The organism is Streptomyces sp. SID5469, from assembly GCF_009862865.1.
GTDB lineage: Bacteria > Actinomycetota > Actinomycetes > Streptomycetales > Streptomycetaceae > Streptomyces > Streptomyces avermitilis.
This window is the reverse complement of record NZ_WWIN01000001.1, coordinates 4094797-4109095: the sequence shown is the minus strand read 5'-3', so window position 1 is coordinate 4109095 and position 14299 is coordinate 4094797. Positions and strand designations below refer to the sequence as shown.

Annotated in this window: 9 protein-coding genes; 7 read left to right on the top strand and 2 right to left on the bottom strand. The window is 71.0% G+C overall.

From position 1 onward, the window contains the following. Nucleotides 1-118 precede the first annotated feature (118 nt). Nucleotides 119-970: a mycothiol conjugate amidase Mca gene (gene mca / locus GTY58_RS17275; protein ID WP_037644974.1), complete on the top strand. Its 852-nt coding sequence runs from the start codon at nucleotides 119-121 to the stop codon at nucleotides 968-970. A gap of 12 nt (nucleotides 971-982) precedes the next feature. After that, nucleotides 983-1297: a hypothetical protein gene (locus tag GTY58_RS17270; RefSeq protein ID WP_010984728.1), complete on the top strand. Its 315-nt coding sequence runs from the start codon at nucleotides 983-985 to the stop codon at nucleotides 1295-1297. Between the two features lie 106 nt (nucleotides 1298-1403). Here the strand turns inward: GTY58_RS17270 and GTY58_RS17265 are convergent, their stop codons facing one another. Further along, nucleotides 1404-4604: a tetratricopeptide repeat protein gene (locus GTY58_RS17265; protein ID WP_037644978.1), complete on the bottom strand. Its 3201-nt coding sequence runs from the start codon at nucleotides 4602-4604 to the stop codon at nucleotides 1404-1406. Between the two features lie 217 nt (nucleotides 4605-4821). Between GTY58_RS17265 and GTY58_RS17260 the strand changes: the two genes are divergently transcribed. The 5 genes from GTY58_RS17260 (at nucleotide 4822) to GTY58_RS17240 (ending at nucleotide 13577) form a co-directional block, all read left to right on the top strand. Then, nucleotides 4822-6849: a thioredoxin domain-containing protein gene (locus GTY58_RS17260; protein ID WP_010984726.1), complete on the top strand. Its 2028-nt coding sequence runs from the start codon at nucleotides 4822-4824 to the stop codon at nucleotides 6847-6849. A gap of 203 nt (nucleotides 6850-7052) precedes the next feature. Continuing rightward, on the top strand, nucleotides 7053-8315 hold the full coding sequence (locus GTY58_RS17255; protein ID WP_037644980.1) for a glycosyltransferase: 1263 nt from the start codon (nucleotides 7053-7055) through the stop codon (nucleotides 8313-8315). After that, a complete protein-coding gene (locus GTY58_RS17250; RefSeq protein ID WP_010984724.1) occupies nucleotides 8312-9952 on the top strand; it encodes a phospholipid carrier-dependent glycosyltransferase in 1641 nt (546 codons plus the stop codon). Before GTY58_RS17255 ends, GTY58_RS17250 begins: the two co-directional genes overlap by 4 nt. Beyond that, complete coding sequence (locus tag GTY58_RS17245) at nucleotides 9949-11151, top strand: glycosyltransferase family 2 protein (RefSeq protein ID WP_010984723.1); 1203 nt, start codon at nucleotides 9949-9951, stop codon at nucleotides 11149-11151. The genes GTY58_RS17250 and GTY58_RS17245 overlap by 4 nt, the downstream gene beginning before the upstream one ends. After that, complete coding sequence (locus tag GTY58_RS17240) at nucleotides 11148-13577, top strand: galactose oxidase early set domain-containing protein (RefSeq protein ID WP_078234426.1); 2430 nt, start codon at nucleotides 11148-11150, stop codon at nucleotides 13575-13577. The genes GTY58_RS17245 and GTY58_RS17240 overlap by 4 nt, the downstream gene beginning before the upstream one ends. Here the strand turns inward: GTY58_RS17240 and GTY58_RS17235 are convergent. Further along, entirely contained in the window at nucleotides 13574-14299 is a 726-nt protein-coding gene (locus GTY58_RS17235; RefSeq protein ID WP_010984721.1) for a Mut7-C RNAse domain-containing protein, read from the bottom strand. The two genes, GTY58_RS17240 and GTY58_RS17235, sit on opposite strands and share 4 nt — an antisense overlap.

Here is a 14299-nt window from a genome sequence, read left to right as displayed (position 1 = left end):
CCGGAATTATTCGCCCCCCGATTCGGTCACTATAGAAGCCGCTCATCGCGCCGAATCACACCGGGCGCCGACTTGCCGACTTACTGAGGATTGAGCCTTGACTGATCAGTTGCGACTGATGGCCGTGCACGCCCACCCCGACGACGAGTCGAGCAAGGGCGCGGCCACCATGGCGAAGTACGTGTCCGAGGGGGTGGACGTGCTGGTCGTGACCTGCACGGGCGGGGAGCGCGGCTCCATCCTCAATCCGAAGCTCCAGGGCGACAAGTACATCGAGGAGCACATCCACGAGGTACGCAAGAAGGAGATGGACGAGGCGCGCGAGATCCTCGGCGTCAAGCAGGAGTGGCTCGGCTTCGTGGACTCGGGCCTCCCGGAGGGCGACCCGCTGCCTCCCCTGCCCGAGGGCTGCTTCGCCCTGGAGGACATCGACAAGGCGGCCGGCGAGCTGGTGAAGCAGATCCGCTCCTTCCGCCCGCAGGTGATCACCACGTACGACGAGAACGGTGGTTACCCGCACCCCGACCACATCATGACCCACCAGATCTCGATGGTGGCGTTCGACGGCGCGGCGGACACCGAGAAGTACCCGGAGTCGGAGTACGGTCCGGCCTTCCAGCCGCAGAAGCTCTACTACAACCAGGGCTTCAACCGCCCGCGCACCGAGGCGCTGCACCACGCGATGCTGGACCGCGGCCTGGAGTCGCCGTACGGGGAGTGGCTGAAGCGCTGGGACGAGTTCCAGCGTGCGGAGCGCACGCTCACCACCCACGTTCCCTGCGCGGAGTTCTACGAGATCCGCGACAAGGCGCTGATCGCGCACGCCACGCAGATCGACCCCGACGGCGGCTGGTTCAAGGTCCCGATGGAGATCCAGAAGAAGGTCTGGCCGACCGAGGAGTACGAGCTGGCCAAGTCCCTGGTCGACACCTCCCTCCCGGAGGACGACCTCTTTGCGGGCATCCGCTAGCCCTGAGGGACAATGCCTGACATGAGCGCAAGCGCGAGCCTGGCAATGACGCACCTCGTCCCCCTCGCCAAGGAGGTCGACCAGAACAAGGTCACCCCCGGCGTCCTCGGCTTCATCGTCTTCGCGGTGATGGCACTGGCGGTGTGGGGCCTGATGAAGTCGATGAACAAGCACATGAGGAAGGTCGACTTCGAGGAGAAGTCGCAGGACGGTACGCCGTCCTCGGACGCGTCCTCCTCCGGTACGCCTTCCTCCGGCCCGGTCGCCGCCGGCACGGCCGCCTCCGCCAAGGCGCCCGGCGGGAAGGCCTCGCCCGCCAAGGGCTGACCCCGCCGAGCCGACAGCACGCACGACTCCGTGACACCCGGCGGGTGTCACGGAGCCACGCGGGCACGGAGCCACGCGGGTGTCGCGGAGCCACGCCCCGGGACGGTCAGCGGGAAGCGGTCACCGGCACCCCCATGACCTCCCGGGCATGCCGGTCCGGCACCATCCGCAGACGCCAGGCCTGCCAGCCCGAGTCCAGGTTCACGCCTCGCTCCAGCAGCAGCTGGTACGCCTCCACGTAGTCGACCAGCTTGGTGTCCCGGAGCGGGTGCGAGGTACGGGACAGACGGCGCAGGTCCTCCTGGGCCACCGCCGTGCCGACCTCCACCCCGCCGGGAGCCGCGTACGGCAGCAGCGTGCAGCGCAGGAAACGGGCCCAGTCCTCCCCACGCCGGTCCCCGTACGAGGTGAACAGGTCCAGCGCCTCGTCGCACAGCGTCAGCGCCTGCTGGGTACGGCCGTTGCCCGCGTCGACCACCGCCAGCTCCAGGCACGTCCAGCCCTCGCCGTGGGCCACGCCGATGCGCTGGAAGTCCGAGCGGGCGTCGACCAGGAGCTGGCGGGCGAATCCCGAGTTCCGGAGCGAGCCCGTCTGCGCCGCTCGCTGGTCTCTCGTCACCCGGGCCGAATGGTGCCGCGCGCACGCCAGACCGTAGACGTCCCGCATCCGGGAGAACATCGTGCGGGAACGCTCCAGTTCACGGACCGCCTGGTCCAGGTTGCCCGTCTCCTCCAGGGCCTGGCCCAGGTAGTACACCGTCCAGGCCTCACCCCGCGCGTCCTCGTTGTCCCGGTGACGGGAGACCGCCTGGCGCAGCCCGTCGACCGCCGCGGACGCGTCCCCGGCGACCAGTCGCCCACGGGCCAGCTGGGTCAGGGCCCAGGCCTCACCGCGGGCGTCGCGCGTACGCCCGTACCGATCGAGGGCCTCCCGCAGTTCCGTGTCGGCGCGCGGTACGTCGCCCATGCGCAGGGCCAGCTGACCGAGCTGGAAGTGGGCCCACGCCTCACCGTGCACCGACTCGCCCTCGCGGTGCAGCACCAGGGCCTGGGTGAGCAGGTCGAGCGCCTCCGCCAGCCGGGCCCGGTCCCGCTCCACCGCCGCCAGCGCGTGCATCGTCCACGCCCGGTCCGCCGCCAGCTCGGGCGCGGCCTGGAGGTCCATGGCCTCCCGCAGCTTCGCCGCCGCCTCCGTCAGATTGCCCTGGTGGTGCAGGGTGATGCCGAGGGAGCCGAGCGCACGGGCCGCGCCCGCGTCGTGGTGCGCCTCGAAGTAGAGGTCCACGACGGACGACAGGGTGCTGCGGGCCTTGTCCAGCTCGCCCAGATGACGGGCCGCGATACCCGTACGCCACTGCACCGAACGGACCAGGAGGCCCTGGTCCACGGCTTGGGTCAGCTCGCTGATCTCGCCCAGCCGGTACAGGTCGCCGCGCAGCAGGCAGTAGTCGCACAGAGCGCCGAGAAGATTCAGGACCGCGGCCTGGTTCACCCCCTCCGCGTGCCGCAGAGCCGCCGTGATGAAGCTCGACTCGTCGTCCAGCCAGCGCAACGCCGTGTCCAGGGACGTGAAACCGTGCGGGCCGAACTGGTCCGCGCGGGTCGACGTCTTGCCGTCGACCAGACGGATCACCGAGTCCGCCAGCTCCGCGTAGTTCACGATCAGGCGTTCCTGCGCGGCCGTGCGGTCGGCCGGCTCCTCCTCGTCCAGCAGACGGGCCTGCGCGAAGGCCCGCACGACGTCGTGCAGCCGGTAGCGGCTGCCGCGGACGTGGTCGATCAGGCCCGCCCGGGCGAGCGCGTCCAGATGGCGGGCGGCCTCGTGCTCGTCCGTGGCCAGCAGCGAGGCCGCCGCCGCCGTGCCCAGGGACGCCCGGCCCGCCAGGGCCAGCCGGCGCAGCAGACGCCGGGAGACATCCGACTGGTCGGTGTAACGCAGCCACAGACAGCGCTCCACCGGCTCCACCGGGCCGTACGCCCCCAGATCGGCGGCCAGTTGCCGCGGGGTGCGCGGGCCCAGGGAGGAGCCCGCGATACGCAGCGCCAGCGGCAGACCGCCGCACAACTCCCTGATCCGGTCCGCCGACTCGGCGTCGTACGGTCCCGAGCTGTCCTGCGCCGCCGCGTTCAGCAGCTCCTCCGCGCCCGCCGCGTCCAGCGCCTCCACCGGGAGCTGGTGCACCCAGGCGGGCAGGTCGGCCGGCAGGTCCAGCGGCTTGCGGGCGGTCACCACGACCAGACTCTCCGACCGCTCGGGCACCAGCGTGCGCACCTGCTCCGCGTCCGACGCGTCGTCCAGCACGATCGTGACCGCCAGCCCCGTCAGATGCTGGTGGTACAGCTCGCTGAGCCGTCTGACCTGCTGGTCCGGTGAGGACCGATCCCGGAAGAGCAGCTGCTCACGCGGCGCGCCCAGCCGGTTGAGCAGATGCAGCAGCGCGTCCCGCGTGGACAGCGGCGGCTCCTCGGGGCTGTCGCCGCGCAGATCCACCACGCACGCGCCCCGGAACTGGTCCTTCAGCGCGTGCGCCGCCCGCACCGCCAGCGACGTACGCCCCGCGCCCGGCGCGCCGTGCAGCACCACCACCGTCGGCTTGGTCTCCGTGCTCGCCCGGGCCGCCTGCACCCACTGCGCGATCCGCGACAGCTCGGCGCGCCGCCCCGCGAACGGGCCGTCCGGCTCCGGGAGTTGACCGAAGGACTGCTCCAGGACGCTGCGCCGCCGTGCCGCCGCGCTCTTGTCGGTGCGCCGCAGCTGGGGCGCACCCTTCTTCGCGCCCGTCGCGGCCGTGATCACCCGCTGCTGGTCCAGGAACGGGCGGATGCCCCGTACTTCGAGCGCCGTCAGCCACTGCAACCGCAACTGCTCCGGGCCGCCCGGCTGGCCCAGCGCCCCGGCCCGGCGGCTCGCGGCCGGCAGATGCGAGGCGGTCACCTTCGCCACGGTCGCCGCGGCACCCACCACGCCCACGGCCGCACCGGCGCCGAACGCCGTCCCCGCACCCGTGCCGAGGGACAGGTCCGCCACGCAGGCCGCGACCGCCGCGACGGCCGCCACCAGCAGCGGCGTTCCGGCGCCCTCGCGCGCGTAGCGCTGACCGAACGTCAGCCGGCCCGCCTCCGTCTCGTCGAGGGCCCGCGTGTACGCCTCGTACTCCTCCGCGGCCGCCCGCGCCATGCCGTCCAGCGCTCCACGCGCCCGCGACAGCAGCAGCGCCCCGTCGGTGCGCCCGCCCGACCGGCGCACCTCCTCCTCCACAGCCCGGGCCAACAGCCGCTCGGCGTCCGCCCGATGACCGTCCCGCATGTCACGTCCCCCTCCGGCGGCAACTCCTCCGCCCACCAGTGTCCTTGGAGCGGGACGCGAGCGCGAGGGGGCCGACGATCACGGGCCTGCGGAGTGAGAGCTCCGGCGCCTGGACTCCGCGACCGGCACCGCCACCTTCGTGAAGCCGCCCCCGAGGAGGCGCGCCCGGTGGACCAGCGCATCTGTGCGACACCCGAGGCCGTGGGAGAGTGGAAGGGTGAACCGACTGGCCCATGAGACGTCCCCGTATCTGCTCCAGCACGCCGACAATCCCGTCGACTGGTGGCCCTGGTCGCCCGAGGCCTTCGAAGAGGCCCGCAAGCGGGGCGTACCCCTCCTGCTGAGCGTCGGCTACAGCAGCTGTCACTGGTGTCACGTCATGGCCCACGAGTCCTTCGAGGACGAGACGACGGCCGCGTATCTCAACGAGCACTTCGTGAACGTCAAGGTCGACCGCGAGGAGCGCCCCGACGTTGACGCTGTCTACATGGAGGCCGTACAGGCCGCCACCGGGCAGGGCGGCTGGCCCATGACCGTCTTCCTCACGCCGGACGCCGAGCCCTTCTACTTCGGCACGTACTTCCCGCCCGAGCCCCGGCACGGCATGCCCTCCTTCCGGCAGGTCCTGGAGGGCGTGCGCAGTGCCTGGACCGACCGGCGGGACGAGGTCGCCGAGGTCGCCGGGAAGATCGTGCGGGATCTCGCCGGACGCGAGATCTCCTACGGAGACAGCAGCACCCCGGGCGAGGAGGAGCTCGCGCAGGCCCTCCTCGGTCTCACCCGCGACTACGACGCCCGGCGCGGCGGCTTCGGCGGGGCGCCCAAGTTCCCGCCGTCCATGGTCGTCGAGTTCCTGCTGCGCCACCACGCCCGCACCGGCTCCGAGGGCGCCCTCCAGATGGCGCAGGACACCTGCGAGCGCATGGCGCGCGGCGGCATCTACGACCAGCTCGGCGGCGGTTTCGCCCGTTACTCCGTCGACCGTGACTGGGTCGTACCCCACTTCGAGAAGATGCTCTACGACAACGCCCTCCTCTGCCGCGTCTACGCCCACCTCTGGCGTGCCACCGGTTCCGAACTCGCTCGTCGTGTCGCCCTGGAGACCGCCGACTTCATGGTGCGCGAGCTGCGTACCGGCGAGGGCGGGTTCGCCTCCGCGCTCGACGCCGACAGCGATGACGGCAGTGGTCGGCACGTCGAGGGGGCGTACTACGTGTGGACGCCCGAGCAGCTGGAGCAGGCCCTCGGCCGCGAGGACGCGGAACTCGCCGCCCGCTGCTTCGGGGTGACGCGGGACGGCACCTTCGAAGAGGGTGCCTCCGTCCTCCAGCTCCCGCAGCAGGACGTCGTGTTCGACGCGGAGCGGATCGCCTCCGTCCGGGCGCGGCTCCTCGGGAGGCGGGCCGAGCGTCCCGCCCCCGGCCGCGACGACAAGGTGGTCGCCGCCTGGAACGGCCTGGCGATCGCCGCCCTCGCCGAGACCGGCGCGTACTTCGACCGCCCGGACCTGGTGGAGGCCGCCATCGGCGCCGCCGACCTCCTCGTACGCCTGCACCTGGACGAGCACGCCCGGCTCGCCCGCACCAGCAAGGACGGCCGGGCCGGCGCCCACGCGGGCGTCCTCGAGGACTACGGGGACGTCGCCGAGGGCTTCCTCGCCCTCGCCTCCGTCACCGGGGAGGGGGTCTGGCTGGAATTCGCCGGGTTCCTGCTCGATCACGTCCTCGCCCAGTTCACCGACCCCGAGTCGGGCGCCCTCTACGACACCGCGGCCGACGCCGAGAAGCTCATCCGCCGCCCCCAGGACCCCACCGACAACGCGACCCCGTCCGGCTGGAGCGCGGCCGCCGGCGCCCTGCTGAGCTACGCGGCCCATACCGGCGCCGAGCCCCATCGCACCGCCGCCGAGCGGGCGTTGGGCGTGGTGAAGGCGCTCGGCCCGCGTGCTCCCCGCTTCGTCGGCTGGGGGCTCGCCGTCGCGGAGGCGCTGCTCGACGGGCCGCGCGAGGTCTCGGTCGTGGGCCCGGCCGACGACCCGGCGACAGGGACCCTGCACCGCACGGCGCTTCTGGGCACCGCGCCGGGCGCCGTCGTGGCCGTGGGGACTCCCGGGAGCGACGAGTTTCCGCTTCTGGCCGACCGGCCCCTCGTCGGGGGAGGGCCCGCCGCCTATGTTTGCCGTAACTTCACCTGCGACGCGCCGATCACGGACGCGGACCGGCTCCGCACGGCTCTGAGCGGCTGAAACGCGGTTGAACGGGCCGTAGTCAACTGGTCCAAACGCGACAGGCGTTCGGAATGTTCAGTAAGTCCCACGAGTGTGAGGAAACACGCTCTTCACCAAAAAGGCCTGTGCGCTTCACAGTTCACTCATAGTCTCTGCATCGTGACGCGACGGTTGTGGCTCATCGTCGCGACAGGGGGCTTTTGGGGATCTGGGGGGATCTGGTGCTCACGTCTGTCTTCATTGCTGCCGTTTCGCTGGCTTTGTTCTGGATGGCGGCCTTCACCCTGTGGTGGCAGATGCACGCGTGGCGTACGCCCGAGGTGCTGGCCTCCACCCGTTTCAGCAGACCGGACGGCGGTGAGGGCCTGTCCTTCTCGCTGCTGCTGCCGGCGCGACACGAACAGGCCGTGCTGGACCACACGATCCAGCGCCTGCTGGAGTCCAGTCACACCGACTTCGAGATCATCGTCATCGTCGGGCACGACGACCCGGAGACCACCGAGGTCGCCCGGAAGGCCGCGGCCCGCGACGAGCGGGTGCGCGTCGTCGTCGACACCCACGAGAAGAAGAACAAGCCGAAGGCCATGAACACCGCGCTGCCGCACTGCCGCGGCGACGTGGTGGGGGTCTTCGACGCCGAGGACCAGGTCCATCCCGAGCTGCTCGCCCACGTCGACCACGCCTTCCGCTCCACCGGCGCGGACGTCGTCCAGGGCGGCGTACAGCTCATCAACTTCAACTCCAGCTGGTACAGCCTGCGCAACTGCCTGGAGTACTTCTTCTGGTTCCGCTCCCGGCTCCATCTGCACGCGCAGAAAGGGTTCATCCCGCTCGGCGGCAACACCGTCTTCGTCCGCACGGACGTCCTCAAAGAGGCCGACGGCTGGGATCCCGACTGCCTGGCGGAGGACTGTGACCTGGGCGTACGTCTCTCCAGTGTCGGCAAGAAGGTCGTCGTCGCGTACGACTCCGACATGGTGACCCGGGAGGAGACCCCCGGCAGCCTGATGTCGCTGCTCAAGCAGCGCACCCGGTGGAACCAGGGCTTCCTCCAGGTCTACCGGAAGAAGGACTGGAAGCAGCTGCCGGGCTTCGGCCAGCGGCTGCTCGCCCGCTACACGCTCATGACGCCGTTCCTCCAGGCGATCTCCGGCGTCATCATTCCGCTCAACGCGGCCGTCGCGCTCTTCCTCGACGTGCCCGTCGGCATCGCCTTCATCACCTTCCTGCCGGCCGTCACCGCGTTCGTCACCTTCGTGTTCGAAGTGGTGGGACTGCACGACTTCGGCAAGCAGTACGGGCTCCGTGTCCGCTCCGTGCACTACCTCAAGCTGATCGTCGGCGGCCCCTTCTACCAGGTGCTTCTCGCCGGCGCGGCCATCCGCGCGGTGTGGCGTGAGCAACGAGGCCGCAACGACTGGGAGTTGACCAGTCATGTCGGCGCGCATCTCACCGAAGTGATCCGAGAGGACGTTCCCGCGTGACCTCCACTCTTCCCGCGGCGACCACACCCAAGGTCCCCGCGCAGCGGTCCCGTGCACCCAAATTCGTCCCCAGCCCCCCGCGGATCCTGCGTTTTCGCAGCTCGCGCTCGGATCTGCTGCTGTGCGGTGCGCTCCTCGTGGCGATCCTGGTCGTGCAGGGCTGGAACATCGCCGACTACCCGACGCTCAGCGACGACGAGGGCACCTATCTCTCCCAGGCCTGGGCCGTCCAGGAGGGCAAGGGCCTCGCCCACTACACGTACTGGTACGACCACCCGCCCCTCGGCTGGATCCAGATAGCCCTGCTGACCTGGATCCCCGCGCACTTCAGCCCCTCGTCGATGACGGTCGGCTCGATGCGTGCGGCGATGCTGGTGGTCAGCGCGGTGAGCACGGTCCTCGTGTACGTGCTCGCCCGCCGCCTCTCGCTGCCGCGCTGGGCCGCGGGCCTCGCCATGGTCCTCTTCGGGCTCTCACCGCTGTCGGTCGTGCTCCAGCGCGAGATCTTCCTGGACAACATCGCGGTGATGTGGACGCTGCTCGCGTTCTGCCTGGCCGCCTCCCCGAGCCGCCACCTCTGGCACCACTTCGGGGCGGGGATCGCCGCGGCCGCGGCCGTCCTCACCAAGGAGACGATGCTCGTCATCCTGCCCGCCCTGCTGGTCACCATGTGGCGGCACGGCCACCGCGACACCCGTAAGTTCGCCCTCACCGGGGCCATCACCGCATGCACCCTGCTCGGCCTCTCGTACCCGCTGTTCGCCCTGCTCAAGGGCGAGTTGTTCCCCGGTGCGGGCCATGTCTCGCTGTGGGACGGCATCACCTACCAGATGAGCCGCCCCGGCTCCGGCTTCGTCCTCGACCCGGGCTCCGGCTCGTACGGAGTCCTCCAGTCCTGGCTCTACTACGACCGTGTCCTGCCGCTCGGCGGTCTCGCCGGGGCGCTGCTGCTCCTGGTGACCTGGCGCTGGTCGGTGACCGCGCGGGCGCTGGCCGGACCCGCGCTCACCGTGGCGATCCTCGCCCTCGTCGCCCTGCGCCCGAGCGGCTATCTGCCCGCGATGTACGTCATCCAGGCCCTGCCCTTCCTGGCGCTGGTCCTGGCCGGTGGTACCGCGAGCGTCGCCCACGCGGTGCTGCGCAGGTGGCGCGGCGGCGCGGAGAAGCCGTATGTGACCGGGGCGCGGTACGTCGTGGCGGCGCTGCTCGCGGCCGTCGCCGGGGCGTACGTCGTGCCGCACTGGTACGACGGCGACCGCACCGCCCTGACCGCCGACGCGAACGCCCCCTACCGGGCCGCGTCGGCCTGGCTGAAGACCGAGGTGAAGGACCCGGAGGACACCCGGGTCCTGGTCGACGACGCGCTGTGGCTCGACCTCGTCCACGACGGCTACCGGCCGGGCCTCGGCGTCATCTGGTTCTACAAGGCCGACCTCGACCCCGCGGTGACCAAGACGATGCCGCGCGGCTGGCGCGACCTGGACTATGTGGTCGCCTCCCCGACGGTACGGCGTGACGCGGTCGACCTGCCGCACGTCAAGGCCGCCATGGAGCACTCCGAGCCGGTCGCCACCTTCGGCACCGGCGCGGACCGGATCGAGATCCGTCGGATCCAGACCGTGGGAGGTTCCCGATGAGTCACGAGTCCACCGTTCCCGAGGAGCTCGGCGACCCGGTCGTACGGGCCGCCGAGGTCCCTGAACCCGGGGCCGTCACCATCGTCGTACCGACCTTCAACGAGTCCGCGAACATCAGGGAGCTGCTGCACCGGATCACCGAGTCGGTGCCGGCGCGGCTGCCCTGCGAGGTCGTCTTCGTCGACGACTCCACCGACGACACCCCCGACGTGATCTTCCAGGCGGCGCAGGACTGCCCGTTCCCGGTCACCGTGCTGCACCGCGAGGAGCCCGAGGGCGGGCTCGGCGGCGCCGTGGTCGAGGGCATCAAGGCGGCCGGCTCCGACTGGATCGTCGTCATGGACGGCGACCTCCAGCACCCGCCGTCCCTGGTGCCGGAGCTGGTGGGCACCGGTGAGCGGGCGAACGCCGGGCTCGTCGTCGCGTCCCGCTACATCAAGGGCGGCAGCCGCGCCGGTCTCGCGGGCGGGTACCGCATCGCCGTCTCGCGCGGCGCGACCTGGCTGACGAAGTCGCTGTTCCCGCGCCGGCTGCGCGGCATCAGCGACCCGATGAGCGGCTTCTTCGCGATCCGCCGCAGTGCGGTCACCGCGGAGATCCTCCAGCCGCTCGGCTACAAGATCCTCCTCGAACTGGCCGTACGCAGCCGTCCCCGCGAGGTCACCGAGGTGCCCTTCGTCTTCCAGGACCGGTTCGCGGGCGAGTCCAAGTCGACCGCGCAGGAGGGCTTCCGCTTTCTGCGCCATCTCGTCGGACTGCGCACCGCCTCGCCGATCGCGCGGATGGTCGTCTTCGGGCTGATCGGCGCCACCGGTTTCGTACCGAACCTGCTGGGCCTGTACGCCCTCACCGCGCTCGGCATGCACTACGTACCGGCCGAGATCCTCGCCAACCAGCTCGGGGTGGCCTGGAACTTCCTGCTCATCGAGCACCTGCTGTTCCGCGAGCGCCGGCGGCACCGCACCTGGTGGGACCGGGTGGGCCGGTTCGCGCTGCTCGCCAACGCCGACCTGGTGCTGCGCATCCCGCTGATCGCGCTGCTGGTCGGCAGGTTCGGTATGGAGTCGCTGCCCGCCACCGCGGTGGCCCTGGTGATGACGTTCGTCCTGCGTTTCGTGGGGACCGAGGCGCTGGTCTATCTGCCGCGCCGGGGCCGGGGGGCGCCGGACGGGAGCCGCACGGCAAGGAGAGCCATGTGAACATCCGTACCCTCACCACGCTCGGCAGACGCAGAACCGCACTGGTGGCCGTGGCCGGTCTCACCGCGGGCCTGCTGCTCACCTCACCACAGCCCGCCTCGGCCGCCAACCTGGTCACCAACCCCGGCTTCGAGACGGCCGGCACGGACGGGATGCCGTACTGCTGGGAGAAGTCGGGCTGGGGCGACAACGACTTCACGTTCACCACCACGAGTGACGCGCACACCGGCACCAAGGCCATGAAGGTCGCGCTGACCCGGCGTGTCGACGGCGACCGCAAGGCGCTGATCACCGAGTCCGCCGCCTGCGCGCCGGTGGTCACCGCGGGCAAGCAGTACGACCTCGGCCTCTGGTACAGGACGACGACCCCCGACGCCGCGATCACGCTCTTCCGGCATGACGCGACGGCGGGCTGGCAGTACTGGACCGACCTCAAGACGCTGGACATGCAGAGCGGTTGGACCCGGGCGACGGTCCGCACACCCGAGGTGCCGGCCGGCACCGACCGCATCACCTGGGGTGTGTCGGTGTACGGCACCGGGTCCGCGACCACCGACGACTACACGATGGAGCAGGTCGCCGACCCGCTCCCGCCGGCCACCTGCACGGGCACGGCCGAGGAGTGCGCGAACGGCCGGTGGACGGTCCTGCCCACGCAGAACCCGGTCCGCTCCATGCACTCCGTCGTCCTCAACAACGGCAAGGTGCTGCTGATCGCGGGCTCCGGCAACAGCGAGGAGCAGTTCAACGCGGGCACGTTCACCAGCGCGGTCTACGACCCGGTGAAGGGCACGTACCGGCAGATCCCCACGCCCAAGGACATGTTCTGCGCGGGGCACGTCCAGCTCTCCGACGGCCGGGTGCTCGTGATGAGCGGCAACAAGGCGTTCCCGGTCGTGGGCGGCCACGGGTACGAGGGGTACAAGGACTCGTATCTCTTCGACCCGGTCACCGAGACCTACAGCAAGACCAACGACCTGAACGACGGGCACTGGTATCCGTCGGCGACGGAGCTGGGCAACGGCGACATCGTCTCGTTCGGCGGGCTGCGCGAGGACTCGACCGGCTCGGTGACCGCCGAGCGCTGGTCGGCCGCGCAGCAGCGGTGGCTGCCGCTGTGGCAGGTCAACCAGACCTGGTCGTACTGGGGTCTGTACCCGTCGATGATCCTGATGCAGGACGGCCGCCTCTTCTACTCGGGCAGCCATGTCTTCGGCAACGGCACCCCGGGCACCGGCTCGGCGGTCTACGACTACGACGCGAACACGACCACCGCGATCCCGGGTCTGCAGAGCAAGGACGAGCGCGACCAGTCGGCGAGCGTGCTGCTGCCTCCGGCGCAGGACCAGAAGGTCCTCACCATCGGCGGCGGCAACATCGACTCGAATCCGGCCGCCAACCGGCTGACGGACATCATCGACCTCAAGTCGGCGAACCCGGCGTACACCGCCGGGCCGCCGCTGCCGCAGGGCACCGTCGACCTCGGCAACGGCAAGGTGGCCGAGACCGGCACCCAGGGCAAGATGTACGTCTCGGCCGTGCTGCTGCCCGACGGCAAGGTCCTGGAGACCGGCGGCGCCCTGCACAATCGCGCCGACCCGGTCTACGAGTCGTCGATCTTCGACCCGGCGAGCTCCACCTTCGACCCGGTGGCCGCCGACCCGGAGGCCCGCGGCTACCACTCGTCCGCTTTCCTGCTGCCCGACGGCCGCGTGATGGCGACCGGCGACAACCCGGGCAACGGCACCTGGAACCACAACGTGTCCCTCTACACCCCGCCCTATCTGCTCAAGGGCACCCGCCCGACGATCACTTCGGTGATCGACAACGAGTGGGTGTACGGCGACACCCAGCGCATCACCGTCGACCGTCCCATCGCCAAGGCGGAGCTGATCCGCCCGGCGGCGGTGACGCACTCCTCGGACCCGAACCAGCGGTTCGTCGATCTGCCGCTGTCCGTGGGCGGCAACAACGTCGATCTGAACGTGACGAGCAACCCGAACCTGGCGCCGCCCGGCTGGTACATGCTCTTCGCGGTGGACGCCAACGGCGTGCCGTCGGTGGCCAAGTGGGTGCATCTCCAGGGCCCGTCCGCGCTCGCCGCCGCCTCCGAGGACACGGCTTCGGCGCATGTCCACCCGTTCGCCGACTCCCTGGACGGCAAGGTCACGGGGCCCGGCAGGAAGCGCGCCTCGCAGAAGGTCGGCGCCGCCGTCTCCGGATGCGACCGGCACTACGGGACCGTCAACGTCTGCGTGCCCACCGCGTTCCCGCGCGAGGTGAGGAAGACGACGGCCGCCCGGTGCGCCTGGCTCGAGAAGAACGACTACGGCCGGCTGAAGGTCAACGGCGAGGACGATCCGCTGGGGCTCGATCCCAGCAAGGACAAACTGGCCTGCGGCACCAAGGATCTGAAGCGCCGTTAGGCGCCGAACTCCGCGAGGGCGCGCTCCACGATGGCCTCCAGGCGGTCGTGGTGCGCGCCCTTCCAGTAGGCCCGCCCGCACTCCTCGCACTGCGCGAAGACGTCGTACGACCGCTGCGTGCCGCCTTCCAGCTGGTCGGCGACCTGCTCCTTGGTGGCCTTCTCGAGTACGCCGTTGCACGCCGTGCACCGGGTCCAGGGGGCCAGCCCGGGGGCGAACCGGTCCAGGACGTCACGGAGTTGGTCGTCGGGCCTGGTGCTGTAGATGTAGGCGCCCGCCCACAGCTCGCGGCGGCGCAGCAGGCCGCGGTCGCGGCTGAGCAGTACGCGCTTCTCGGCGGCCGAGAGGGCGGCGAGGGCCGGGTCGCCGAGGTCCGTCGACTCGTAGGCCGTGTCGACGCCGAGGAGGCGCAGCCGGCGGGCCAGCGTGCCGAGGTGCACATCGAGGAGGAAGCGGAGCGGGGCGCCGGGGACCCGCTGGGGGCGCTCGACCGGGCGCACCTCCACCGAGTCGCCGGCCGCCGGGATGTACGAGACGGGTGTCTCGCGGCCGTTCACGACGAGTGCGCCGACCTCCGGCAGGGGGACGCCGAGCGACTCCACGACGTGCCCGAGGGTGGAGGCGCCGTCGGTGCCGACCGCCGTGGTGCCGGACCGCCGCTCGTGCGGGACGAACAGGCGCAGTTCGGGGGCGAATGCGACGTGGATCTCCGGTCCGTTCAC

Excerpts from the sequence above, each read along its gene's own strand:
- GTY58_RS17270 (WP_010984728.1), top strand. The coding sequence starts at position 983 with ATGCCTGACATGAGCGCAAGCGCGAGCCTGGCAATGACGCACCTCGTC.
- mca (WP_037644974.1), top strand. The coding sequence starts at position 119 with ATGGCCGTGCACGCCCACCCCGACGACGAGTCGAGCAAGGGCGCGGCC.
- GTY58_RS17265 (WP_037644978.1), bottom strand. The coding sequence starts at position 4,604 with ATGCGGGACGGTCATCGGGCGGACGCCGAGCGGCTGTTGGCCCGGGCT.
- GTY58_RS17245 (WP_010984723.1), top strand. The coding sequence starts at position 9,949 with ATGAGTCACGAGTCCACCGTTCCCGAGGAGCTCGGCGACCCGGTCGTA.